25 protein-coding genes and 1 pseudogene are annotated in these 24,785 nt (G+C 40.6%); 6 read left to right on the top strand and 20 right to left on the bottom strand.

Annotated elements, in window-relative coordinates:
* Window positions 1–10: 10 nt before the first annotated feature.
* Together B0I26_RS14725 and B0I26_RS14720 are read right to left on the bottom strand one after the other, a co-directional pair.
* Window positions 11–1,057, bottom strand: a complete 1,047-nt coding sequence (locus B0I26_RS14725; RefSeq protein ID WP_111646176.1) for a FecCD family ABC transporter permease — start codon at window positions 1,055–1,057, stop codon at window positions 11–13.
* Window positions 1,054–2,058 (bottom strand): FecCD family ABC transporter permease, encoded by a 1,005-nt coding sequence (locus tag B0I26_RS14720; protein WP_111646175.1) that lies wholly within the window; start codon window positions 2,056–2,058, stop codon window positions 1,054–1,056. Before B0I26_RS14720 ends, B0I26_RS14725 begins: the two co-directional genes overlap by 4 nt.
* A 173-nt stretch (window positions 2,059–2,231) precedes the next feature.
* Here B0I26_RS14720 and B0I26_RS14715 point away from each other — a divergent pair, with 173 nt between their 5' ends.
* Both B0I26_RS14715 and B0I26_RS14710 read left to right on the top strand, forming a co-directional pair.
* On the top strand, window positions 2,232–3,209 hold the full coding sequence (locus B0I26_RS14715) for an ABC transporter substrate-binding protein (protein ID WP_111646174.1): 978 nt from the start codon (window positions 2,232–2,234) through the stop codon (window positions 3,207–3,209).
* A gap of 412 nt (window positions 3,210–3,621) precedes the next feature.
* On the top strand, window positions 3,622–4,116 hold the full coding sequence (locus tag B0I26_RS14710; protein ID WP_111646199.1) for a PCYCGC motif-containing (lipo)protein: 495 nt from the start codon (window positions 3,622–3,624) through the stop codon (window positions 4,114–4,116).
* Between the two features lie 398 nt (window positions 4,117–4,514).
* Here the strand turns inward: B0I26_RS14710 and B0I26_RS14705 are convergent, their stop codons facing one another.
* From B0I26_RS14705 to B0I26_RS14685, 4 genes are all read right to left on the bottom strand, one after another.
* Window positions 4,515–5,255, bottom strand: a complete 741-nt coding sequence (locus B0I26_RS14705; protein WP_111646173.1) for an exonuclease domain-containing protein — start codon at window positions 5,253–5,255, stop codon at window positions 4,515–4,517.
* The gene (locus B0I26_RS14700; protein ID WP_111646172.1) at window positions 5,248–6,303 is read right to left on the bottom strand and encodes a DUF294 nucleotidyltransferase-like domain-containing protein; all 1,056 of its coding nucleotides are present in this window, start codon (window positions 6,301–6,303) and stop codon (window positions 5,248–5,250) included. The genes B0I26_RS14705 and B0I26_RS14700 overlap by 8 nt, the downstream gene beginning before the upstream one ends.
* Window positions 6,304–6,388: 85 nt before the next feature.
* Window positions 6,389–7,708, bottom strand: a complete 1,320-nt coding sequence (locus B0I26_RS14695; protein WP_111646171.1) for an ammonium transporter — start codon at window positions 7,706–7,708, stop codon at window positions 6,389–6,391.
* Between the two features lie 513 nt (window positions 7,709–8,221).
* A complete protein-coding gene (locus B0I26_RS14685; protein WP_111646170.1) occupies window positions 8,222–8,581 on the bottom strand; it encodes a rhodanese-like domain-containing protein in 360 nt (119 codons plus the stop codon).
* 176 nt (window positions 8,582–8,757) lie between these two features.
* Between B0I26_RS14685 and B0I26_RS18890 the strand changes: the two genes are divergently transcribed.
* On the top strand, window positions 8,758–8,886 hold the full coding sequence (locus B0I26_RS18890) for a hypothetical protein (RefSeq protein WP_281268719.1): 129 nt from the start codon (window positions 8,758–8,760) through the stop codon (window positions 8,884–8,886).
* A 25-nt stretch (window positions 8,887–8,911) separates the two neighbouring features.
* Window positions 8,912–9,379 (top strand): YndM family protein, encoded by a 468-nt coding sequence (locus B0I26_RS14680; RefSeq protein ID WP_181502921.1) that lies wholly within the window; start codon window positions 8,912–8,914, stop codon window positions 9,377–9,379.
* Between the two features lie 119 nt (window positions 9,380–9,498).
* Here B0I26_RS14680 and B0I26_RS14675 read toward each other — a convergent pair whose 3' ends face one another.
* Complete coding sequence (locus tag B0I26_RS14675; RefSeq protein WP_111646168.1) at window positions 9,499–10,674, bottom strand: toxic anion resistance protein; 1,176 nt, start codon at window positions 10,672–10,674, stop codon at window positions 9,499–9,501.
* Window positions 10,658–11,329 carry a 5-bromo-4-chloroindolyl phosphate hydrolysis family protein gene (locus tag B0I26_RS14670; protein WP_111646167.1) on the bottom strand — a complete coding sequence of 224 codons (672 nt, stop codon included), beginning with the start codon at window positions 11,327–11,329 and terminating at the stop codon, window positions 10,658–10,660. The genes B0I26_RS14675 and B0I26_RS14670 overlap by 17 nt, the downstream gene beginning before the upstream one ends.
* A gap of 194 nt (window positions 11,330–11,523) precedes the next feature.
* Here B0I26_RS14670 and B0I26_RS18395 point away from each other — a divergent pair, with 194 nt between their 5' ends.
* Window positions 11,524–11,667, top strand: a complete 144-nt coding sequence (locus B0I26_RS18395) for a hypothetical protein (protein ID WP_181502919.1) — start codon at window positions 11,524–11,526, stop codon at window positions 11,665–11,667.
* Between the two features lie 18 nt (window positions 11,668–11,685).
* On the top strand, window positions 11,686–12,354 hold the full coding sequence (locus tag B0I26_RS14665; RefSeq protein ID WP_111646166.1) for an SIMPL domain-containing protein: 669 nt from the start codon (window positions 11,686–11,688) through the stop codon (window positions 12,352–12,354).
* A 26-nt stretch (window positions 12,355–12,380) separates the two neighbouring features.
* Here the strand turns inward: B0I26_RS14665 and B0I26_RS14660 are convergent, their stop codons facing one another.
* The 12 genes and pseudogenes from B0I26_RS14660 to B0I26_RS14610 form a co-directional block, all read right to left on the bottom strand.
* On the bottom strand, window positions 12,381–13,190 hold the full coding sequence (locus B0I26_RS14660; RefSeq protein ID WP_111646165.1) for a TcaA second domain-containing protein: 810 nt from the start codon (window positions 13,188–13,190) through the stop codon (window positions 12,381–12,383).
* 129 nt (window positions 13,191–13,319) lie between these two features.
* A complete protein-coding gene (locus tag B0I26_RS14655) occupies window positions 13,320–13,880 on the bottom strand; it encodes a histidine phosphatase family protein (protein WP_111646164.1) in 561 nt (186 codons plus the stop codon).
* Between the two features lie 105 nt (window positions 13,881–13,985).
* On the bottom strand, window positions 13,986–15,257 hold the full coding sequence (locus B0I26_RS14650; RefSeq protein ID WP_111646163.1) for an MDR family MFS transporter: 1,272 nt from the start codon (window positions 15,255–15,257) through the stop codon (window positions 13,986–13,988).
* A gap of 488 nt (window positions 15,258–15,745) precedes the next feature.
* Complete coding sequence (locus B0I26_RS14645) at window positions 15,746–16,630, bottom strand: metal ABC transporter permease (RefSeq protein ID WP_111646162.1); 885 nt, start codon at window positions 16,628–16,630, stop codon at window positions 15,746–15,748.
* Between the two features lie 3 nt (window positions 16,631–16,633).
* Window positions 16,634–17,971: a metal ABC transporter permease gene (locus B0I26_RS14640; RefSeq protein WP_111646161.1), complete on the bottom strand. Its 1,338-nt coding sequence runs from the start codon at window positions 17,969–17,971 to the stop codon at window positions 16,634–16,636.
* A 12-nt stretch (window positions 17,972–17,983) separates the two neighbouring features.
* On the bottom strand, window positions 17,984–18,733 hold the full coding sequence (locus B0I26_RS14635) for a metal ABC transporter ATP-binding protein (protein WP_111646160.1): 750 nt from the start codon (window positions 18,731–18,733) through the stop codon (window positions 17,984–17,986).
* A gap of 145 nt (window positions 18,734–18,878) precedes the next feature.
* A complete protein-coding gene (locus tag B0I26_RS14630) occupies window positions 18,879–19,811 on the bottom strand; it encodes a metal ABC transporter solute-binding protein, Zn/Mn family (RefSeq protein ID WP_111646159.1) in 933 nt (310 codons plus the stop codon).
* A gap of 328 nt (window positions 19,812–20,139) precedes the next feature.
* A complete protein-coding gene (locus B0I26_RS18885; RefSeq protein WP_281268718.1) occupies window positions 20,140–20,262 on the bottom strand; it encodes a hypothetical protein in 123 nt (40 codons plus the stop codon).
* Between the two features lie 289 nt (window positions 20,263–20,551).
* Window positions 20,552–20,689, bottom strand: a pseudogene (locus B0I26_RS18685) (cytidine deaminase); the annotation flags it as partial.
* A gap of 43 nt (window positions 20,690–20,732) precedes the next feature.
* Window positions 20,733–21,914: a NupC/NupG family nucleoside CNT transporter gene (locus B0I26_RS14620; RefSeq protein ID WP_111646158.1), complete on the bottom strand. Its 1,182-nt coding sequence runs from the start codon at window positions 21,912–21,914 to the stop codon at window positions 20,733–20,735.
* A 399-nt stretch (window positions 21,915–22,313) separates the two neighbouring features.
* Window positions 22,314–23,252 carry a sugar-binding transcriptional regulator gene (locus tag B0I26_RS14615; protein ID WP_111646157.1) on the bottom strand — a complete coding sequence of 313 codons (939 nt, stop codon included), beginning with the start codon at window positions 23,250–23,252 and terminating at the stop codon, window positions 22,314–22,316.
* Between the two features lie 172 nt (window positions 23,253–23,424).
* A complete protein-coding gene (locus tag B0I26_RS14610) occupies window positions 23,425–24,075 on the bottom strand; it encodes an MOSC domain-containing protein (RefSeq protein ID WP_111646156.1) in 651 nt (216 codons plus the stop codon).
* Window positions 24,076–24,785 lie beyond the last annotated feature (710 nt).

Genomic DNA, 24,785 nt, shown 5'->3' with positions numbered 1-24,785 from the left:
AGCGATCACCTCATTTGTTTTTATAAAGTAAATAAATGAAGTACGGCGCTCCAACAGCCGCAGTAAATACTCCTGCAGGAATTTCTAAAGGAGCGAAAAGCGTACGCCCGATTAAATCGGCAAGCATCACTAAAATGGCGCCTAAAAGCGCAGCAACCGGCAGCAGCGCCCCAAACGATGAACCGACAAGCCTTCTCGCCATATGCGGAGCCATTAAACCGACAAAGCCAATTCCGCCGGCAAAGGCAACGGCTCCACCTGTTAATGCCGTGCTTAATGCCAGAAGAACAAAACGTTGTTTTTGCAGGGAAACACCTGCACTCGCAGCAAGCTCATCCCCTAATTCTTGAATATTCATATGGCGTGCCGACACAAAACTGATCATTAGCAAAATCATTGTCCAAGGGAAGAGCATTTTCACATGTTCCCAAGAAGCTCCATACACTGTACCAGTGATCCAAATATTCGCTTGGCTTGCGCGATATATCGGTCCAAGCAACATAAAAAGTGTCGTGCCTGCCTGCATGAAAGCGGACATGCCAATTCCAACTAATACAAGCCGCATTGGTGTTATGCCATTTTTCCATGCAAGTTTATAAACAAGTAAAGCGGTAATGGTTGCACCAAGAAACGCAGCTAACGGCAGCCAATGTATGCTGATCGTTAAAGAGTTGTTTTTGTCGCTGAAAATCGCAAAAAACGCTACAACAAAAACGGAGGCTCCTGCTGTGAGGCCAAGTATGTCCGGCGAAGCGAGCGGATTGCGAATCATTCCCTGCAAAATCGCTCCTGCAACAGCCAAACTCATTCCCGCAAACAGCGCGACGAATATACGCGGCAAACGAAAAGAATGAATTACAAGATTTTCCATTTCTGAACCACTGCCAAACAATGCTTTCAGAACATTTTGTGGAGAAATGTACATTTCTCCGCTTCCTGTACTAATAATGAAAACCGCTGCGGCACAACATAATAATAGAAACTGAACGATAATCGCTTTTTTGTCCAGAAAAAAGGATATGTTTTTGCTAAATCGTAAAGCTATGTACTTTCTCATTTCGCCAAAATCCCCCTACGGGCAATGTAAATAAAGAATGGCGTACCGATAAATGCTGTCATAACGCCAACTGGGACTTCCTGCGGCATAATGATGTATCGTGCCGCCACATCAGCAACAATTAATAAAATGCCTCCAAGCACTCCGCAATACGGCAATACCCAGCGGTAATCAATTCCTACGAGCGCACGGGCAAAATGAGGAACAATAATACCGATAAATCCAATGGGACCGGCAACAGCTACCGCTCCTCCAGCCAACAGGACAACTAATACAGCCATTCCCAGCTTCACCAGTTCTGTTCGCTGACCCAATCCCCGGGCCACATCGTCTCCCATCGTCAACACATTGACTTTTTTTGCGAATACGATCGCCCCTGTCCAAGCAATGACAAAATACGGAAGAACGGCAAGCAGCATTTCCAGTTTTCTCCCGGATATCGATCCGGCAAGCCAAAACAACACTTGGTCTAATGCTGTTTCGTTCGCTGTTAAAATTCCTTGTGTCAGCGATGAAAATAAAGCGGCAACAGCAGCTCCCGCCAATGTCAATTTTAAAGGAGTCATTCCTTCACGGCCGAGCGACCCGATGACGAAAACGACAGCCGCTGCTAAAGCCGCTCCGATAAACGCAAGCCAAGTGAACGCTTGCAGCGAGTTTACATGAAATAAACTGACAAACAAGACAATGAAAAATCCCGCGCCGACATTAATTCCAAAAAGTCCCGGAGAAGCGAGAGGATTTTTCGTCATCGCCTGCATCAATGCCCCCGCCATCGCCAAGCTGGCTCCGACTGCAGCAGCAATCAATGCTCTCGGCAAACGAACCGTTTCTATAATAATATGTTCATTTGAACCGTTGTTATTGGTAAACGCTTCAATCGCTGTTTTCCAGCTTGTATCGGTATAGCCATAGACAATGCTGATCCCAATGCTGACTAACAGCAATAGGACAAAAAAGATAAAGCCAACCAAGCGATTTCTATCTGTCTTTAACAGCATCTTTCCTGCTTTCTCCTTTTTCTTAATCTTACAATTTTAAGTTTATTTGATAATGACTATCAGTGTCAATGATTTTGAAAATTATTTTCAATTATGCATTGACAATGATTTTCATTGCCGTTATTATCTTTTTGTAAATGAAAATCATTATCAAAAACAGGGGGTAATACATAATGTTTAAGCATCACAAATTCGCTTTTCTAACAGCCGTTGTTTTTGCTCTTCTTTTCGTTCTTGCCGGCTGCGGCGGTACAAAAAAAGAAGAAGCCGAGCCGAAAAAAGAAGAACCAAAAACAGAGGAATCCACTTCCTATACAGTTGAACACGCAATGGGAACAACTGAAATCAAAGGCACTCCAAAACGCGTTGTTATTTTAACAAACGAAGGAACGGAAGCTTTATTGGCACTTGGTGTAAAACCTGTTGGTGCGGTTAAATCTTGGACTGGAAACCCTTGGTATGATCATATTAAAGACAAAATGGATGGCGTAAAAGAGCTCGGGACAGAAGGAGAGCCGAATATAGAAGCCATCGCTGCTTTAAAACCTGATTTAATCATCGGCAATAAAATGCGCCATGAACAAATTTACGAGCAGCTTAAGGCGATTGCTCCTACTGTATTTGCCGAAACGCTAAGAGGTAACTGGAAAGAAAACTTTATGTTATACGCAAAAGCGGTAAATAAAGAAGAAAAAGGAAAAGAAGTAATCACTCAATATGACAAACGCATTGAAGATTTAAAAGCAAAATTAGGTGACAAACTAAATATGAAAGTATCAATTGTACGTTTTATGGCTGGCGATGTGCGCATTTATCATAAAGATTCCTTCTCCGGTGTTATTTTAGAGCAACTAGGATTTGCCCGCCCTGAATCACAAAATGTGAATGACTTTGCAGAAAAAGGCGTTACAAAAGAACGCATCCCGGCAATGGACGGCGATATTCTCTTCTACTTCACTTATGAAGAAGGCAACGGTGAAGCGACAAAAGTGGAAGAAGAATGGATTAACGATCCATTATTCAAAAACTTAAATGTTGCCAAACAAGGAAAAGTATATAAAGTAAGCGATGCGATTTGGAACACAGCTGGTGGTGTACTAGCAGCTCATTTAATGTTAGACGATATCGAAAAATATTTCTTGGAAAACTAATAGAAAACTAATAGAAAAAAGGTTATTCTCCGTTTTTTATGAGAATGACCTTTTTATCGTCTGATTGTTTTATTGATTTGGCATAAAACCTTGTTGCGAGATAAATAGTTCAACATCCTCAAACTCTTGTTGCAACAATTTGATTGTATTTCATTTATTTTCATTTTATTCTCCTTCTCCGATCTAACAAAAAACATTTGTTCTTATATATAAGTTTTACTATATTTACTAAATTGCAGCAATCCGTCCTTTTTGCTTCTTATACTCTTACTCATTCTTCTCTGCTAATCGGCTGCAGCGGTTGTTCAAATCCATCAAAAAATTCATGATAAAGAAACACTTTTGTTGCCGATGGGACCGCATGTATGTTATCTTTGTGAAGAAAAAAGGATAGAGAGGGTCGATGGAAACGATGAAACGCAGTCTTGCCATTGCGGCTTGCCTATTCTCGGTAAATTTATTGCTGAGCGCCTGCTCTGCGGACGAAAATGCACAAAAAAAAGACGAGCATTCCGCTCATCATATGACAAGCTCTGGAGATATTCGCGAGACAACGAAATCGAGCGAACATTTGCCAAGCTTCTTAAGCAAACATGAAGAAGAAATGGCTGTTCTTTACCAACAAGCCGCAAAACATCAAGAGTTGCTCGAAAACCTTCCATGCTATTGCGGATGCGGTGATTCAGCGGGACATATGAACAACTATGATTGTTTTGTGTTTGAAAATAAAAAGGACGGCTCAGTAACATGGGACGACCATGCAACAAAATGCGGAGTTTGCCTGGAAATTGCTGCTGAATCGATTTATGAATTTAACAACGGAAAATCTGTAAAAGAAATCCGTAAAATGATTGATGAAAAATATAAAGAAGGATACGGAAAACCAACCCCTACTCCTGAAGTATAACGTTTAAAAAATTTTCCTTTCGTCCATAATAGCAATAACAAATAAAAAAAAGAGAGGCATTTTACATGATTCCGCCGTATATTGAAATCATTTCTATTTTAGAGGAGTATTATGAAAAGCTTTCAGAGCAAGCGGACTGACTCATAAGTGTCCACTCTTACAAACGATACGCAAATCGTATTGTAATTGTAGGGATTGACACTAGTCAGCCCTTTTATTTTGTATTCAATTCTAATTCTATTTTAAAAAAAATAACACGCATAACCTGCTGAATGGGAAAGAGAAATGAATATGATCCTTTGCCCCGGTCTTTTACAATTTTTTATATAAAAAAGTTATTAAATGATGCTTTCATGTATCTTCTTATCTTCCGATTGACAGGTAAAAATATGACAAATTCAACATAAGCTTAGGGCGCTGTACAAATCATGCAGCGTCTCTATTCCATTTTGCCTCAGTTCCTGAAGCAAATATCCCCATAGTTCAGTCATCGCCCTTACATCTCCATCTGCCGTATGCCGTTTTTCGCAATAAATGGAGTAATAGTGAAGCGCATCATCAAGTGTTGGAAATGCCCCTTTTCCATACAACATTTCTAATATGCTTTTCATTTCAAAATACCGATGGGTGAGCTTCGTTCTATATTGTGTCCAAAGAAAATGATTAATAAATACGAGATCATGGCCAATGTGGTAGCCTACAATCACTCCATTTTCGAGAAACGCCAATAATTTTGTTATTTCCTCTGCTAAGCGTGGTGCTGATTCAACATCTTTGTCCGTTATACCCGTCAGCTTAGTGATTTCATGCGGAATCATTCGCCCCGGCTTAATGAGACTAAAATAAAAATTTTGAATAGTTCCGTTCATCGTTTTTGCCGCAGCAATCGCAATAATTTCATCGCCTAACTGCGGATAAAAGCCGGTCGTTTCTGTATCCAATATAAAAAACGGAACCTCTTCTAATGATACGTGAAGATGAAGCCGATTTCTTTGCGCCTCTTTTAAAAGATTACGAATCCAAGCTTCTTGATGAAACGCACTGTATTTATTTTCCGATACACCTAACAGCTGTTCCTTCGGCAGCCCTAACGACAACAGGCGGCTAACCCATTGGCGGAATCCCCGTTGCTCATACATCCTTCATTCCACCGGCCTTTTTCAAAACGAAGCGCTGCAGCTTTTTCGCCGTCTTCATCACTTTTTTCAGTTTCCATCGCTCTTCTTTATTCAGCTTTTCACCGTGAATATAATAGTCATGCTGTCCGTATTGTGCGTCATATTTCAAGCGAAAATATAAACATTGTAAAAAGGCATATTTAGTATCTTCGAGTAGTGCATGAGGTATCGCTCCCTTTGTCTTTAATTTCTCTATCCGTTCTAACGTTGTTTCCGCTGTGATATTTTCAAATAAACAAAGAAACTTTACACAGTTAATAAGCTGGACATATCCGCTATGCTTTAAATTGAACTGTCCATAATACGGGCCATAGCGTTCTTCTAAAAAATGACCAAACAACCCAAGGGGGAGCTTCGGAAATAATGAATGTTCGCCGATTCTTTTTAAAATGATCGGGCGTTGATAAATCAGCTCTGTCATCCGTTGTTTTTCCTCTTCCGCTAATTGAAACTCTCCATAAATCGGCCGCATGTCCACTGCCATTAATAAAAAGCGAATATCGTTAGGGAAATGATCAGCAAGGTAGTTATAAATTTTTTTGCGCCAATCTTGAAGTGAATTGCACCAGCGTGGATTGGTCGCCATCACATTCCCCGGACAAAACGGATAACCGACAGCTTGTAAATATTTTGTCCCTACTGCAGCAAACTGCTGAATATACGCATAACACTTTTGTTCTTTCCCTTGCTCACAGTCAAATAAAATTCCATTGTCTTGATCCGTCCAAATTGTCGCTTCTCTCCTTCCCATGCTTCCCATTACAAACCAACACCACGTTTTCGGCCGTTCTCCAACCTTGGAATGTGCAGTTTCACATTCAGCAAAATACAAAGCTTTTTTCACAATAGTATCATGCACTTCAGACAATGAATAAACAAACTCTTCCGGCACATTATATCCTTTTAATTGTTCCTTCATTTTCCTCTCCAGCTTCTCATGAAGTCCCTTCAGCTCCACAAGCGAATTGGCTCGACTTATTTCTGTTAGCAATGTTTTCATTTCATCCATTTTTCACCATCCTCTAAAAAACGGCTGACTACACACAAGCTAACCGCAGCAATTTTGTGTATCAGTCAGCCGCTTTATTGTTTTCTTAATGAGACGAAGCGTTTGTTGTCTTCAAATTCACCGCATTCATGTACGCAGGATCAAGCTGTTCAGGGTAGCCGTAAGAACCGTGTTCACTAATATCCAACCCGGAAATTTCTTGTTCTGCTGTGACGCGGAGACCAATTGTCTTTTTCAGTACGAACAACACAATAAATGAGACAATCGCTACATACACAGCCGCTCCGATGACTCCTACTGTCTGTACAATTAGTTGCTCAAAACCGCCGCCATACAATAATCCTGCCTTACCAATCCCTGTGATTTCTACCAATCGCGGGGAAGCAAAAAAGCCTGTTGAAATTGTGCCGATAATACCTGCAATCCCATGCACAGAAAACGCACAAACCGGATCATCGATTCCCTTCTTTTCAAAATAGACAGAAGTCCAAAACGTAAATGAACCGGCTGCAGCGCCGATAACAACAGCTGCCCAAGGCTCAACGAATGCACATGCTGCTGTAATCGCAACGAGAGCTGCCAATACTCCATTGACCATCGCTGGGATATCCGCTTTTCCAACTAAGATTTTCGCGGTTAAAATCGCAGCAACCGCTCCGGCGGCAGCAGCTAAGTTCGTTGTTAACGCTACATAACCAAAGAAACCATCGGCTGTTCCCATCGTACTTCCTGCGTTAAAACCAAACCATCCGATCCATAAAACCAGTCCGCCAATGACCGTATATACTTGGTTGTGACCCGGAATCATATTCGGTGTCTTATCTTTATTGAATTTACCGATTCGCGGTCCAAGCAAAATCGTAGCGATTAGGGCAGCAATCGCTCCCTGCAAATGAACGACCGTGGAGCCCGCAAAATCCTGCATTCCCATTGATCCTAACCAGCCGCCGCCCCACACCCAATGGCCAATGACCGGATAAATCGCTATTGTAAAAATTATCCCAAAAATAAAGTACACAGATAATTTAGCGCGCTCGGCAAATCCTCCCCAAGCAATCGCTAAAGATACACCAACAAAGGCTAATTGAAACAGAAACTTTAAAGAAAGCGGAACATTGGCCCAGTCAAGCGAAGCAAATGTATCTTTTCCTTCTTTTAAAAACCATCCTTCTGTTCCGATAAATGGATTTCCTTTACCAAATGTAACAGCAAAGCCAACAGCCCAAAACGCGATCGAAGCAATCGCAAAACTTAAAATTTGCTTGCCGGCGACATGTGCGGAGTTTTTCATTCGCGTTGAACCTGCCTCTAACAACGCAAAGCCCACCTGCATCCCAATGACCAATATCGTTGCCACCATCACCCATAATGAATCAAGTCCCATTGATAGTTCTTTTAAATCCATTTCACATCCTCCTTTGTTATTTTTGATAACTTTTTATGTAATAATATATTACATAAAAATAAAATTTTCAACCTTTTTATATGATTTTTCTAAAAATTGAATAATAACGATGATAAAACGAATTTTTCTTGTCATATTTTATTACATATATTAATTTATAAAAAAAGGACTGACCTAAAAGCTAAGTGTCAGACCCACCATAACATGAGATTATAGATGCGTGAGGTCAGACACTTTGCTTCGGTCAGCCTCGCTGTTATATAAGTTTATAAAGTATTTGACCGATTAATAAAAAAAGAATGGAAACAAGCATCATCGCAGGTAACGTTATCAAACCCGCACCGCCTGCTAGCGTACCAACAAAGGAGGATAGGATACCAATTAGCGTCAATAAAAAAAATGATGTTTCCAAAGCAATCCCTCGAATTCTTGCAGTAATTATTTTATGATGTAAGAGCACTTTTAAATAATATAACATATTTCGAAAATGATGGTATAAAAAAGTCTCTCACTTTAAGCAGTGAGAGATGGATAAACTGCGATATATACACCCCTTACTTTGAACCCATATTGTTTCAGTGTTCGAATCCCTATATTTTTTGTAATGTAATCAGAAGCGATAATAATCACTTCTTCTTCACAAAGCAGCTGTTGATAATTTCTTTTTAAGTATGCGAGCGGGACACGAATAGCGTTTTCAACAAGCAATGGGCTTGAGTCGTTATAATCGCGTAAATCCACGATGGCTACCTTTTCATCATTCACGCTGCGCAGCTGTTGCAAAGTAAGCGTCGGAATGCAGCAAACTGGCACATAGCGAATGTAAAGATGATAAGTAAGAACAAGCAAAAGAATCACCAAAAATACACTCATTTTTTCTTTTATCACCTCTTTAGTTATATACCCAATACCGTATATTAACCATTTCTGATTCATTTGTCAATTTCACATATGTGACAAACTCGAAAATATCTCTCCTTTTTGTAAATATTACGCACAAAAATAGGCAAACTATCCAGTGAAAAGACTTTCCTGAAAGGGTGAAAACAATGGGAAAAAGAAAAAATGAAGAAAATTTAGAACAACAGCATAAAGCTCGGCAAAATGAGCAGGATGGAGAACAAAAACCTGGTTTCGGGGACAAAAAATTAGAGGGGCCAAACCGACCGGCAGAATAATTTGATAAAAAGGATGGTTGCGACAATGAGACATGTAACGGCGTTAGGAATTAAATTGGCTCTCACGGCAACTGTGTTATTTTCCATTTTAACCATTTTTAGTACCGCCTTGTTTTCAGAAATTACATTAATAAGCTTAGTCATTACGCTAGCAACATATGTCATCGGCGACTTATTCATCCTGCCTCGCTTTGGAAATTTAATTGCCTCGATTGCCGATTTTGTTATGTTTACTGCCGGCATATGGCTATTGAGCCAATTTTTCGTTCAGGAAGCACAAACCAATCTCATCATTGCTTCATTAATTGCAGCGATTGCTATCGCCCTCGGCGAAGCGTTATTCCATGCCTATATGGAAAACCGCGTCCTCACCCGCCATCAAGATCAGGATCGGTACTTTAACGACGACAGTGTCGCATTGAATCGTCTGCAAACCGAATTTGCCGAAGAAGAAGATATTTATCATTTAAAAAAGCACGATAACAATGAATAGCAGAATGAAGAGACTGTCTCATAAGGGCCCGACCTCACACGTCGTTCATAACAAAACGGAATGTATGTGAGGTCTGCCCATTGCTTTTGCCGCAGCCTTTTTTTGCCGCCACATCCAGCTCACTTTCTCATCGACATTAGCTTTTCTTTTAGCTGTTCTTCCATATGGATTAATTCCTGTTCGACCTGCTGGCGTTTCATCCGGCCTTCATGTTGGATTTTTAGCGTTTCTTCTAAAGTCGCGATTAAATTTTCCTGCGTTTTCTTCAGCGTTTCAATATCGACAAGCCCCCGCTCATTTTCCTTCGCGACTTCAATCGTGTTCATTTTTAGCATTTCCGAATTGCGAAGCAGCAAGTCATTGGTTGTTTTTGTGACTTGTTTTTGCGCTTCGACCGCTTTTTTCTGGCGGAATAACGTAAGAGCGATGACGATTTGGTTTTTCCAAAGCGGCACCGCTGTTAAAACGGACGATTGAATGCGCTCCACCAATGTTTGATTCATATGTTGAATCATACGAATTTGCGGTGCCGTTTGAATCGTGATTTGTCTGCTTAATTTCAAATCATGGACACGTTTTTCTAAACGGTCGGCAAATTGAAGCAAATCGTTGACCTCTTGAATGTCCATTTGGCTGCCTGAACGCTCTGCCTTTGCCTTTAATTCCGGAATCGTTTTTGTCCGCAATTCTTCCAGCTTCATTTCCGCAGCAGCTATATAAATATTGAGCGCATCAAAATACTCTTTATTTTTCTCATACAATGTTTCTAACATCATAATGTCGCGAAAGAGCATTTGCCGGTGTTTTTCCAGCTGATCGGCAATTTTATCAATTTCTACGCCAATTTTTTGATATTTTGAAATAATGCCTTGGATCGATTTGGACATGGAGTTGAACAGCCGGGAAAAAATGCCTCCCTTTGTCTTCATAAAATCATCCGGGTTGACTTCTTTAATTTTTCCCATGAGTTCGCTAATGATTTCGCCCACTGGTCCGGCATCTTTCGTTTGTACATGGTTCAAGATCGAATGCGAAAACTTTGATAATTCCGCTTGGGCAGCCACTCCATATTGAATAATCGCCTGCTGATTCTTCGGATCAATTTGTTTAGCAAGCTGAAGCGCTTTTTCTTTATGTTCCGGCTTCAATGTGTCAATGAGTTTCGGCGGCTGCGTTTGCTCAAAAGCAGAGGTATTCGGTGCAGCGAAAGGATCAGCTAAGAGCGAATCAACCGAGCTTGTCCAAAGCTCTTGATCCATCTTACTATTGAATGCCTGATTATCGAATTCTTTCATATTCCTCCTCCTTCTTTCTTTGCCACTGGAGTACGTTTTCTTCTTTTGGCTGCTCTAACGCTTGCTTTAACAGCTTTACCTCCACATCTAAATCAAACACATCATCGGAAAGAATGCGCAGCAGCTCTTGTTCTGTTGATGCCGCCAGCTCCCTGAGAAGCTCTTCTGCATTGCGAATCGCCTCGTTCATCTCTTGGCTGCGCACAGGCTGGCGGACTAAATAAATATATTTTTCAATCATCGTAACAGCAGAGTCCAATGTCGTAATAAAAAATGACTGGGCTGCGCGAAACCGGCGTGGATCTTGTTCTACAGCGTCCAATATTTTTCGTGAAGCCGTATAAATGCGGGAAATATGATTCCATATGACTAAGGAACGAACTTTAAACCGCGCCCGGCCCATTCGTTTTATTTTCTTGTCCGCTTCTTTCAGCTCGCTGCGTATATAATCTTTTTCTTCTTTAAAAAGATCGCTCGCGACGATTTTATCCTCTTTTCTCTTCATGTAAGCCGACGTTATAACCATTAACACTGTCCCTGATAGAAAAGAAAGAAAAAACTGATAGTCAAAAACGAAAAAGACAACAATGGCACCGATTAACCCGATATTCCATGAAACGAACAGCCGCCAAAGTGTTTTTAATGCTTTACGCATGTTCCATCCCTTCCTGCATCTTCTCTTCTGTACTGCACTGCTTGTCTACTTTTTACGTATGACCGGACATTTAGTTTCATCCGGAGAAAAAATTGTATCTTGTATTTTTAGCATAACCGATTGAGCCATCATAAGACAACTTATCTGCCGAATATGTTTTACAAAGACCGTCCATTGAAAGGAGATGAGAAACGATGAAAGGAATTGACTGGCAAATGCTCTATTTCGTTGGTATGTCATTGATAAAAGAATATTGGTATTTTTCAGGTCTGCCGAGAGTGTATTATTGGGAGTTAAAACAGCAATATAAAGAGGAAGATGACAATAAAGCGGCATGATGAAAGGAGAGTGTGTTTATGTACGACTGGGACAGCCATCATATTTCCGCCTACCAACACGTACCGAAACAGCGAACGATGTCGGTAAGCGGCCAAGGGACCATCACAGTGAAACCAGATACGGTGACCATTACCCTCGGCATTCGTACAGAGAGTGAAATCGTCAGTCAAGCATTATCGGAAAATGCAGCACGAGCCAATAATATGATTCAGGCACTAACATCGATCGGGATTAAAGACGAGGAGATCGACACCGCGTCATTTTCGATTTATCCAAAATACGAATATAAAGATGGAAAATCCTCGCTAGTCGGATACGAAGTCGAACACATTTTTGATATTACCGTAAAAGATGTCAATAAAGCGGGAAACATTTATGAAACAGCTGTCGCAAACGGTGCTAATATCGCGCGCAATATCCAATTTCATCTTTCGAACCCGGATATATATTATGAACACGCCTTAGCCGATGCGCTTCGGAATGCCGTCGAAAAAGCTGTTATTCTTGGCCGCACCCTCGGTATTCCTGTTCAAACGATTCCGCTGAAGATAAAAGAGGAGAGCCCCGTACTGCCGCAACCGAGATTTGCAGCCCAAACAATGGTCTTAGCGGAACAAGGCGCCCCGCCGATTCAAACACAGGATATCGTCATCAAAGCAACCGTGCAAGCGATTTTTGAGTATTAAAAAAGATGGGCTCCTAACCCCATCTTTTACTTAAATGTAAATTGAACAGATTGCGCTTTCGGTCCGCCAAATAGCACAATCTCTTTTCTTTTCTTCTTCGTTTCATTTCCCTCTTTCTTTACAGCCGTAATTTCATAAATGCCGGGAATATAGGAGCCGATCTTTCCGGAGAACGTTTCCGACTCTGTTTTGTAAACTTTTTTTCCGTTGACGTATAATATCACATTTTTTCCTTGGACATGAACAATTAATGAGTAAACAACTGGTTCAAATACGTACTGGTTAAAAAGAAAGTAATGATTCTCATAAACTCTCATGAGAAAGATCGGCGGTTCTGATGTCAATCCTTTAATGTAAACACGCTCTTTTTCGTCTTGCATTTCTAATTCATCGCGAATTTTTTTATACCCATCCGGGTTTTTGTCTAAATAGGTAAAGAGCGGCTGCAAACTTTTTTCGTTCACACGTATGGCCGGGTCAGGCACGCGAATGTACTTTTTCAACTCGGGAAGATCCTTCTCTTCTAACGCTTCGGTAAATCGCTCAATCGTCATGTCTTTCCCGCCATACGTTTTCATTATTCCATACCCCTTTAAAACCCCATAGCCAATGATAATAACAAACATGATACGAAAAAGAATTCTATAAAAATATTTTTGATGTTGTTTTTCCTGAAATCGTGCTTCACTCTGTTTAGCATAACGCATCCTCTCAGATTGAACACGAACTTGCTCATCACCAGCGGGAAGAATCGCTTCTTGATTTGTTTGTTCAGAATCATTACAAGCAGACATGATCTCATCGGTAATTGTTTCATGTGTCGTAGTCTGTTTCACCTAACTTCCCCTCTCTTGTTGATAAACATTTCTGAACAGTCTAGTTCATCTTTATTACATATTCAGGGAAAATATGTTAGCGAAACGATAAACGACCATGTACATTTACCAATGCTGCTTGCCTGCTTATTATTTCTTATAGGTTACTGCTTGCCAATGGCGAAAGCTTTTATCCCTTTCTAAAGTCCATTGTCTTTGTTTCAGTTCGTTCCCAAGCAAGCGGTTAAACCACCCGTGTCCGACAACGACAACATGACCGTGCTGCGCGGCATATTTACATAATTGACCGGCTGCCAGTTTAGCCCGTTGCTTTGCTTCCTGATAAGATTCCACATTCCGTGCATAACCGCATAGCCAGAGAATTCTTGCTATGATAAGCCAGACGTTTACTGGCAGCTTAAAAGCCAGATTGATAAATGGAACAGGCATTTCTACTTCACGGAACAAATGATTGACTTCGAATGGACATGACAGTTTGAGCACATTCGCCGAGTGAACCGCCCGAGGCAAAGGGCTTACCACTAAGTAGTTTGCTTTCTTTACCTTTTCGAATGTCATCTGAGGAATGCCATCATCTTCGGACACCCCGTGCAAATCATATGCTTTAATCCACTCTGCAAACTTGGCTGGTGACAACCAACCGCTTTGCTGCCACTGTGATTTTCCATGACGAATCAGCGTAATTTCCATATTTGACCTCTCCTCTAACAATAAGAGGCTAGAATCATAAGCGCTATTCGCTATATAGTACGATATATAGTCATTGCAAGCCGCTCAGACAGCCTCGTTGAAAGTTTATAGTATGACGTTTTTTGCCTGCTGTTTTTCAAACTGCTGAAACATGACGAAATAAATAAAGGCACTGAAAAAGGCGAGCACACTAAGAATGAGAAATGTCCATTCGTAGCCAATCCAAAGTGTTAACGTAATCGAGAAGGGGGCGATGGTCCGGCCGATTGTCCAGCGCAGGCTCGCTGCGGCAAAATATTGTCCGCGCATCTCTTCCGGCGCCAGTTTAGAAATGAATGTTTGCTGAATACCAGCTGTCATAAGTTCAGCAAAAGTAAATACGGCCATTACGCCAATCATCCCCCAAATGTTTGTCGTCTGTCCGAACATGATAATCGCAATGCCATAAAGAATGGACGACCAAATGAACACAGAACTTTCACGGTAATGAGACATCCATTTTGTTATCCACACGGTAAATAAAGCAACAAGCAAGCCGTTTTCAGAAATCAATACCCCAAATGCCTTTTCACCGCTTAAGAGAACAGAGTAATCTCCAAACGAAAATAACGTTTGCTTCTCGGCAACCTCCTTTATATAGACAGGAATTAATAAATCGAGCTGCATAAACGTCTGTGCGACAAGAATACCTGCGACAATAAATAATAAAAACGTTTTATCGCGAATAATGATGCCATAGCTGTGAATCTGCTCGCGTAAAAACTGATACCATTTCATGCTGCTGCCGTTTTCAATCGAGTACACAGGCACCGTTTCTTGAAGCATTTTCGCTAAAATCGTTGCCAGCAGCACACCTGAAAATCCTGTTGCTAATAGTAATTCAAAGAGATGTTTCTCATAAAAAATTCCACCAATCATTGGCCCGATGACAACAGCAATATTAATCGATGTATAAAAAACCGCAAAAACGCTGTTGCGATCTTCTTCCGGCACGACATCGGTCACCATCGCCTGGCTTGCCGGCCAATAAAACGATCCGAAAATGCCGGCTAAAGTAAAACATAAAAAACCGACAAACGGTGAAGTAAACCAAGGCGAACTGGCGAGCGCAAAGAAGAAAAAGGCAAGTCCCATCCCGTATGCCGATAACACCATCATTCGTTTTCTTCCGAAGCGGTCAGCGCAATAACCGCCCAGTAAGCTGGCAACAACAGAAAACACTTGCGAGAAAATCAGCAAAAAACCGGCTTTGTCCTTACCAAACGCTTCCGTAAAATAAATTGCCATAAACGGGAAAAACATCCAAAACGTAACATTCATCAACGCTTCCCCGAATAAACGCACCTTCAAGTTGCGGTCCCAATCTCGTATTTTCATGATGGGTTCCTCGTTTCTTCTAGTCTATCATTCATCGTGTGTTATGTATCCCATCTGTTTTAGCGCCCACTCCCCTTTCACTATGATATTATAAACACTTCTATTCTTTCTTTCTATTGAAATGACCATTTTACTTATTCCAAAGAAAAACACCTCTCGAATCGAATGAATTCCCCACTCGATTTAAAAGGTGTTTTTCTATATAAATTCAACTTAAATTCTCGACATATGAATATGAATGCAACATGAAAATAGACTGAAGTTCCATTAAAAGATGGCAAGTTGCCTTTTAAATATTGTCGAAAAATCAAATTTGATTTATATAATTTAAAGCACTTCGAAGCCTCCCATACGAGGTTTTTTATTTTTACAACATCATCGGTGAAGCCGGTACAGGAAAAACGGAAATGGTGTGTTAATTCTCTATTGCGAGGTTTTTTAGTATCTTCAAGACCCTGTTTTGCTCCCTTGAATCTTTCAAAAATAAACTATGCTGATTTATTTTGCAGCCGTTTTCGCGCCAGCCATCGTGAGAGAAGGCCATGGGTTGGCGAAAGCACAAAGGTAATCGCAAAGATCACACCTGCGGCTACGGCCATCGAGCCGGAAATGGATACGTTAAAAATCATCGCAATGAAATAACCGGCAATCGCCGAAAGCACGCCGACAAGCGCACTGAGCATTAACATAACGCTTAACTTATCGGTAAGCAAATATGCCGTCGCTCCGGGAACAATGAGCATCGCCACAACTAAAATCGCACCGACGCTGTCAAAGGAAGCAACCGTTGTAAGCGAAAGCATTCCCATCAATAAGTAATGAATGAAAAGAACCGGAATTCCCAGTGCTACAGCCATATCAGGATCAAAAGAGCTGATTTTGATTTCTTTATAAAATAGGAGAATAATGATTAAATTAAGAATTAATACTGTACCGAGCATCCAAACCGCTTTTGGTCCTAAGTTAATGCCGTTTATTTCAAGAATGTCCCACGGGATAAATGTAATCTCTCCCATTAAAGCATGCTCCACATCTAAATGCACCTTTCCTCCAAATAAAGAGAGAAGAATAACGCCAACGGCAAAGAGCGAAGTAAAGACGACGCCGATCGCCGCATCGGACTGAACGCCGATCGAATGTAGCAGCTGTACGAAAAACGCCGTTAAAATGCCGACAACAGCCGCACCAATAAGCATATAAACTCCTTCTAAACTATTGCTAATTAAATAGGCACCAACAATTCCAAGCAGAACCGTATGACTAATCGCATCGGCAAGCATCGCCATCTTCCGCAAAATGAGAAAGCAGCCGACAATCCCACAACTAATGCCTACGAGAGACCCTGTCAGCAAAATCCACCCTTCATAACTCATGTTTCACTTCCCTCCTATGCTGGCATAACGGTGGTAGGGGCGTTTGCCTGCATTCATATTCGCCGGTAATACAAGCGGTTCCCTGCCATATTGTTTTAACAGCTGCTTCAACTCTGTTAACACTTTCTCCGGAAGCTGTAATAAATCCATATCTTGTCTAATGTTGAAATGAGCGTAATTCATTTCATTCATTAAATATACTTCCATCAGACGGTTTCTTAGTGTAATGTGATACGCTTCTGTCAACCCTTTTTCCGTTAAGCACCAAAGCGCATCTCCCGTTCTTCTCACCAGCTCTTCTTTTTCAAGAGACCGCAGGACTTTCCGGAGCATGCTCATAGAAATCGGACGCTTTTTCATGATTTGCTGTTCGTGAAAGCCGTTTCCTGTTTTATATTGCAGATATTCCTGCTCGGTAAAATCATAAAGCGTCTGTAAAACTTGTTCTCTCGCCACTTGCCTGCGGAGCCGGGATCGGCGAATCGCTTTCACTAACAATCCCCGCTTTGGCGCAAATACCATCGAAATCAAAAAGATGATCGTCGCAGCCACAATGATTAACGGCCCTGTCGGCATTCCTTTTGTCGTCGTGCTTAACAATGTGCCAAAAACACCGGAAAAGGCGCCGATTGCCCCGGCAATAATCACCATATGATCAAGCCGTTCCGTCCAATATCGTGCCGCTATTGCCGGGGTAATTAACATCGCGGACATTAAGATCACACCAACCGCCTGAAGGCCAATCACAACAACCCCGACAATTAATGTCATTAATAACCCGTTTAATAAGCCGGTCGGCAAGCCGATTCCTTGCGCAAATTGCGGGTCAAATGTTAGCAATTTTAATTCTTTAAATAAGACAACGGTGATAATAATGAGGAGAACAGCGACCGCGCTAATCAGTTTCACATCGGCGCCGACAAGGGAAGCGGCCTGCCCAAAAATAAAGTCATCAATTCCGCTTTGATTGCCTTTGCTTTGATGGTTAATATATGTTAGCAATACGATTCCGAACCCGAAAAACACCGATAATACAAGACCGATGGACGTATCCTCTTTAATTCGTGATAACTTAATCATTTTTTCAATGAAAAACGTCGCCAGTAAGCCTGAGAGAGCGGCGCCGATAATAAACCATGACATCGATTTTGCCCCGTGAATCAAAAAAGCAATACAGATGCCGGGAAGCGCCGCATGGGCCATCGCATCGCCAATTAAGCTCTGCTTTTTTAATAAGGCAAAGCTTCCAACCAGTCCGCTTGCCAACCCTAAAAGAAGCGTTCCGATTAACACCCACTGTGTATTGGCATCTGTCCATATGGAAACGAGTGTTTCACTCATTGACGATCACTCCTATTGTTGGTTGACAATGGCGTGTTGTTGATGAAGGAAAGTCAGGCGGCCGCCATATGTTTTTTGTAAATTTTCAAGCGTAAATGTTTCCTCCGTTGGCCCAATCGCAATTTTTCGCATATTTAGCAACAGCACCCAATCAAAATATTCTTTCACCGTTTGCAGATCGTGATGCACAACAAGCACGGTTTTTCCTTGAGCTTTTAGCTCATTTAGCAAAGAAATAATCGCTTTTTCTGTCGCTGCATCGACCCCGACAAACGGTTCATCCATAAAATAAACGGTTGCATCTTGCGCTAAAGCGCGCGCTAAAAAGACGCGCTGCTGCTGTCCGCCTGAGAGCTGGCTGATTTGCCGATTGGCATATTCTTTCATGCCGACTTTTTCTAAACAAGACATAGCGAATTCAACATCTTTTTTGCTTGGGCGTTTAAACCAGCCGATATGGCCATATCTTCCCATCAAGACAACATCTAAAGCGTTCGTTGGAAAATCCCAATCAACCGAACCGCGCTGTGGAACATATCCGACAAGTTTTCGTTGTTGTTTGTACGGTTTTCCATATATATAGACATCACCTGATGCACGCGGCACAAGACCTAAAACCGCCTTAATCAGCGTCGACTTTCCCGCTCCGTTTGGACCAATAATGCCAATTAATTTTCCTTCCGGCACTGAAAAGCTCACTTCTTGCAAAACCGGCTTGCTGTGATACGCCACCGTTACATTTTCCACTGTTACCGGATTCATCTTGATTCCTCCTTTTTATCCCGTTCTAATCGTCCATAAGAGAGGCTGGCTCATAAGGGTCTGACCCTTGGATTTTGAGTCAGCCTCATAATGGACGCTAGAAGTGCGATAAGTTCAACTAATATCAATATGATGAAGTTCCACTTTACTTCAATGCCGAAACAATTGTATCAATATTATGTTTGTACATACCGATATATGTTCCTTCTTCCGTTCCTTCTTCTCCCATTGCATCGGAGAATAACTGACCGCCGATCGTTACCTTATGATTGCGTTTTTTCGCCCCTTCAACAACCGCCTTGATCGACTTTTCGGAAATGCTGCTTTCAATAAATACCGCTTTAATGTTTCGCGATACAATCGTCTCAACTAATGATTGCACGTCTTTCAACCCATATTCAGAATCTGTGCTTAACCCTTGAAGCCCCTTGACTTCGATTCCGTAAGCGCGGCCAAAATAACCGAACGCATCATGAGCGGTAATCAGAACCCGGCTTTGTTCCGGAATTTGCACGATTTGCTGTTGGGCATAAGTTTTTACGTCCTGCAGGCTTTTAAGATATTCATCCGCATTTTTCTTGTAATCCTGTTGATGTTTTGGATCAAACTTACTTAACTCGTCACGTACCTCTTTCACCGCATATGACCAAAGATCGATATCAAACCAGACGTGCGGATCATAAGCATTCGTCCCGCTTTGACTTTTGATCAATTTGTCCTTAGGAATCACTTCCGCTACCGCAATCGTTGGCTTATTTTTCGCCATTTTTTCAAAAATTTCTCCCATTTTTCCTTCTAAATGCAATCCGTTGTAAAAAATCATATCTGCCTTGCTTAATTTTTGAATATCCCCTTGTGATGCTTGGTATAGATGCGGATCCACTCCAGGTCCCATTAACGCCGTGACTTCCACATGCTCTCCGCCTACATTTTTCACAATATCAGCAATTTGCCCGATTGTTGTTGTAACGACAATTTTTCCTTCCTGTTTTTCCGTTTCGTCCGAACTAGCGCAGCCGGCTCCAACGACAGAAAACAATACAATGCTTGTAATCATAAGCAACCATTTTTTGAACATGGACGTCCCTCCTCTTTTTGTACAAAACTATAAAATTTGGTCCAATGCAACTTTTAGTTTAAAAAAATTTTTCTCTTTCCCGCAATACTGTTAACATATGCCGCGAAGCAAAAAGTGTGACAAAAACCTATTTTCAAATATGGTTTGAGAAAACACTTATTGAATGAACAAAAAATTTTTCCTTAAACCAACTTTCATTTTTATACTATTTCCATAGAGAAAATCTGTCAATAAGTTTTTGAAAAAATTTTTCCGTCAAAAACAAAAAGCCCGATCCCTCCACGTCTTTAAGGAATTTAGGCTCTTCAGCATTTAATGGTAATTTGACTTAACGTTGTTTGTTTTCCTTAATTCCAAAAGAAACAAGACCGCCACCGTATTTCATTTGCTTTTGCATAATTGGATAATCTGGATTTTCCGGTTCATACACGCTCGAAATCATTGAATGCATAGACATTTTGCAGCAAAATGTAACAATGTCTCAAAAACACCTTTGCTTTTCTGAGATCCCTAAGAAAATGAACGAAAGAAAAACACCTCCTGAATCGAATGTATAACGAAATCGATTTTTGGAAGTGTTTTCGAATCATTTCATCATTTAATATTCAATTCGAATTCACGAAAAATGAAACCATCTGTTTCTTGTAGAGTTTCAAAAAGCAGGCCGTTTACATGTTTTTCTGCGTCTCAAAAAAGCGGGTCAGTGTCAGGCTGATTTTTGGTCCGTTCTTTCTTTAATATCATATCTCTTCGTATGAAAAAGCAAACGGAAGTAATTCCTTCACTGTTGTTTCTTGAATATCCCCTTTCAAATTGGTTAAAATAGCCGGCATATTAGGATCAAAAAATTCCGCAATCACCTGTCGGCAAGCATTAGGATAGATTGAACCTCAATTATTGCAGGATACAAACAAAGCGATTTTATAAAAATAAACCCATAACTGTTGCCGATAGCATGGAAGCGAGTGTTGAACCATATAAAAGTTTCATACCGAATTTCGCTACGACATCCCCTTGTTTTGTGTCAAGAGCTTTCACAGCGCCTGTGATAATCCCGATGGAACTGAAGTTAGCGAAACTCACAAGAAATACAGATACAATTCCAACCGTTTTCTCGGATAATGTTCCAGCGATATCTTTAAAATTCAACATCGCAACAAATTCATTCGTTACTAATTTTGTCGCCATAATACTGCCCGCTTTGACTGCTTCATCCCAAGGAATTCCCATTAAAAAGGCAATTGGCGCAAAGATGTATCCTAATATCGTCTGGAATGAAACATGGAAAATGAGCGTGAATACATAATCGATAAGGTTGATTAAAGCGATAAATCCGATTAACATAGCCGCCACAATCACAGCAACTTTCAAACCATCCATGATGCTTTCACCAAGCATTTGGAAAAAGCTCATTTTATGCTCTTCTTCCACGATCAATAAATCTTCTTCATCCGTAATTTCGTAAGGATTCACAATATTAGCAATGATTAAAGCCGAAAGGATATTCAGTATGATGGCAATGACAACATACTTTGGCTCAATCATCGTCATATATGAACCAACGATGGCAATGCTAACGGCACTCATAGCGGAAGTGCACAACGTATAAAGACGTGTTTTCGATACGAGCCCGATTTGCTTTTTCGTTGTCAAAAAAACTTCGGACTGTCCCAATACGGCGGATGAAAGAGCAATATAGTTTTCCAATTTCCCCATTCCGTTTATTTTGCTTAATGCCAGACCGACATATTTAATAATAACAGGTAATATTTTAAAATAGTTTAAGATCCCAATAAGGATCGAAATAAAAATAATCGGCAATAACACATCAAGGAAAAATGAAGACATCTTTTCGTTTTCTAAACCGCCAAAAACAAAATCCACGCCTTGTATACCCAGCTCAATCAGTTTGTTAAACATTCTTGAAATAAAACCGATGATGAAAATACCTGCTTTCGTATTCAGCAAGGCAAACGTAAGAATGATTTGAACGGCAATCATAGATAAAATTGCCTTATAACGGATATTCTTTTTGTCATTGCTTACAAGATAAGCCAAAATAAATACGAGCAGCAAACCCGTTGCAAAAAATAAAAATCTCATGATGTCATTCCCTCCAGATGAGATAGTGACAACGTTTTCAAAAAGCTCACTCAATCAGTAAACTTTTTTCGCCGCCACCCTTCTTTTTTGATTCATTCGCGATCGCGTTCACCATAACTATAACAGGTGTTTGAACAAATGTGAACATCAAATCGAAAAAAAGTAAAACGATTTCATTATTTTTGCTAATTTCGTCAAAAATAAATGATTTTTTCTGGAGGGATTTATCAAAATTTCATTCAGAATTTTGCTCAAAACCGCTCGAAAACGGATACTAAAAAAGTTGAAACTTCAAGAAAATTGTTCCGCCCAAGATTTCCGGGAACTAAAGCTCAGCACATTCCTCTAAATAAATTGGGACAGCACCGGTTATTTCCTATGAAAGTGGATATTTTTCATCTATTTATCTAGCAATGCTCTGGCTGTGTATTGATCCGTAATTAAGATATTGGCGTATTTTCCTTTTAATGCTCCTTTAATCGCTTGGAGTTTATTTGTTCCGCCAGCAACAAGAATAGACTTTTCTTTCTTTTGCAATTCACTTAAATCAATTCCGATTGTTCGTTCATTCAAACTTTCGCTGACAATTTTTCCATCTTTATCAAAAAATCGGGAACAAATATCCCCTACTGCTTCCCTCGACAACATTTCCAATTCTTCATCGCTGAAATATCCTAATTGAAATAATAACGAATCAAAGTTCACGCTGCCAACCGTAAAAAGGGCAATATTGGCTCTTTTCCCCATTTCCAACAATTTTTGAATGTGCCGATCGGCTTCGAGCGCTTTTTTGACCGCCATATGATCAACAATAACAGGCAGAGGCAGGTGTTGAGGGATGGTATCAAATGCTTTTCCAAATAAATAAACGATTTCCGATGCATATGTATTGATCTTGGAATGGCTTACTCCACCTTTTAATTGGACGACTTCGACATCTTTGAGCGGTTTATGTTTTAGCCCGAGCGCAACATTGTAAAGGGTTCTCCCCCATGTCACGCCGATGATGTCACCATCGCTTACGGTTTCATATAAAAAATCGGCTGCTCGTTTTCCAATCGCCGCTTTGACAGCGGCATCTTCATTTTGCGATGCAGCGGCGACAAAAACCTTTTTTAATTGATACTTCTCTTTCAATTGTTCTGCTAATTCTTCTAGCGTTTCCGACGGATCGATAATTTCAATTTTGACAACCCCCATCTTTTTTGCCTGCTGAAGCAACCGGGACACGGTAGGACGTGAAATGCCCAACTTTTTGGCAATGTCCTGCTGATTGTAATCAAGCTGATAATATAATTTGGCCGCCTCGACGATTTGCAATAACTTATTGTTTTCCATAGTTTCACCCTGCCGTATTGTTTAATCTTATTATAATGTTTCAAAATTTCATTTTAATATGAAAAAATGTTCTTATTCATTATTATAATCAGAAAACTTAAAAAAAGAAACTAAGTTTTTGAACATTTTAAGTATTCTTCTAGAAAGTCAGAAAAGGAGTAAGGTATTTTTACTACTGATTTAGACGTTTCAACAACGTTGTCCGCCAGCTTTCCGATAATTCTGGAACACCCAGTATTCGTTCAATGCCTTCTCGGTTATATTTATCGTGATACTTGATATGGTTCGCAAATGAAATGGTTACTCCAAGCGGATGACGGCTTAATAGCTGCAGGCGGGACTCTCTTGTGACCCAGCCCTCTTTCAGCACCCGAAAATAAAAACCGGTATATCCTGTGTTCTGCACACGAATCGGCAAATCTTCTACGTTGTGCTTTTTCGCCAGCTTATGGCAAGGCTGCCGCGGCTGGCTCACTTGAACGACCGCTTCATCCAACTGAAACAGATCCCCGATACAAACGTCCTCTTCCACTAAGCCTTTTACTGTCAAATTTTCGCCAAACGCCGCCTCTTCCAGCTTCCGCCCAAGCTCCTTCTCCCAATATGCATAATGATCATATGGATAAACGCATACCGCTTTATCTTTGCCGCCATGATGAACAGCATCCGCCTGACGATCGCCTTCAAAATTCAAAAAAGATAAAAAGACAGGTCCATGAACAGGATTTTTATAAATACCTGTCGACAACTCTTTTCCTTCAAAAACGAGTGTTTTCGGTTTCCCTACGTTGATGGAAACAATTTCGTATTCATGAATGGTCATAACAACCGACTCCTTTGATCACGGTAAAATCTCTCAATTGAATATAGAAATCTCCCAAAAATCCACACACCATACTTTAGGATTACGCGAAGCTTTTTTAAAAATTACTGCATGTACCCTTCCATTTTGATTTTGCAACAACAATGAACCTCTTCCACCTACACGTTGTTTAGAGGTAAGAGACTTTTCGGTGAACATGTTAATAGAAAATAAACAGTGACTTTCCACATTCCTCATTGTGCATTTGTACTTTTATGACTATAAATGCTAAAACAATTTTCACAAATGATTTTCCCTTCATTTTGTATATATGCTTTAATTTCCGTTATTCCCCTGCGTTCAGGGTATCTCATCTGGATATATACAAGTGCATTTCCTTCGATGTTCTTGCCGCAAATTGAACACATCGGACGAATGTTAAACAATTTTATTACTTCTTTCCGGCATTTTCCTTATGATTTTATCTCTATAATTCTACTAATAAGTATACTTGATAATCCCCATATTCTTTAATCGGGATGATAGTTACTGATTCTTTTCGCTTTCTCAAGCGTCCTATCGTATCGTAATGTTAACACTGGTCAACATGTCATATTTCTTTGATGAAACATAATTGGTTCATCACCAAAAGTCGGGGGTGACAAATTTCCCTCCCGTTTCTAGGCGGATGCGCAAGAAAAGATGTGCGTTGTTTCGGTATCCATACCCTC

It is taken from the genome of Paranoxybacillus vitaminiphilus (assembly GCF_003259935.1).
In the GTDB taxonomy this organism is placed as follows: Bacteria; Bacillota; Bacilli; order Bacillales; family Anoxybacillaceae; genus Paranoxybacillus; species Paranoxybacillus vitaminiphilus.
The sequence above is the reverse complement of the archived record's forward strand: the minus strand, read 5'-3'. Positions and strand labels throughout refer to the sequence as shown.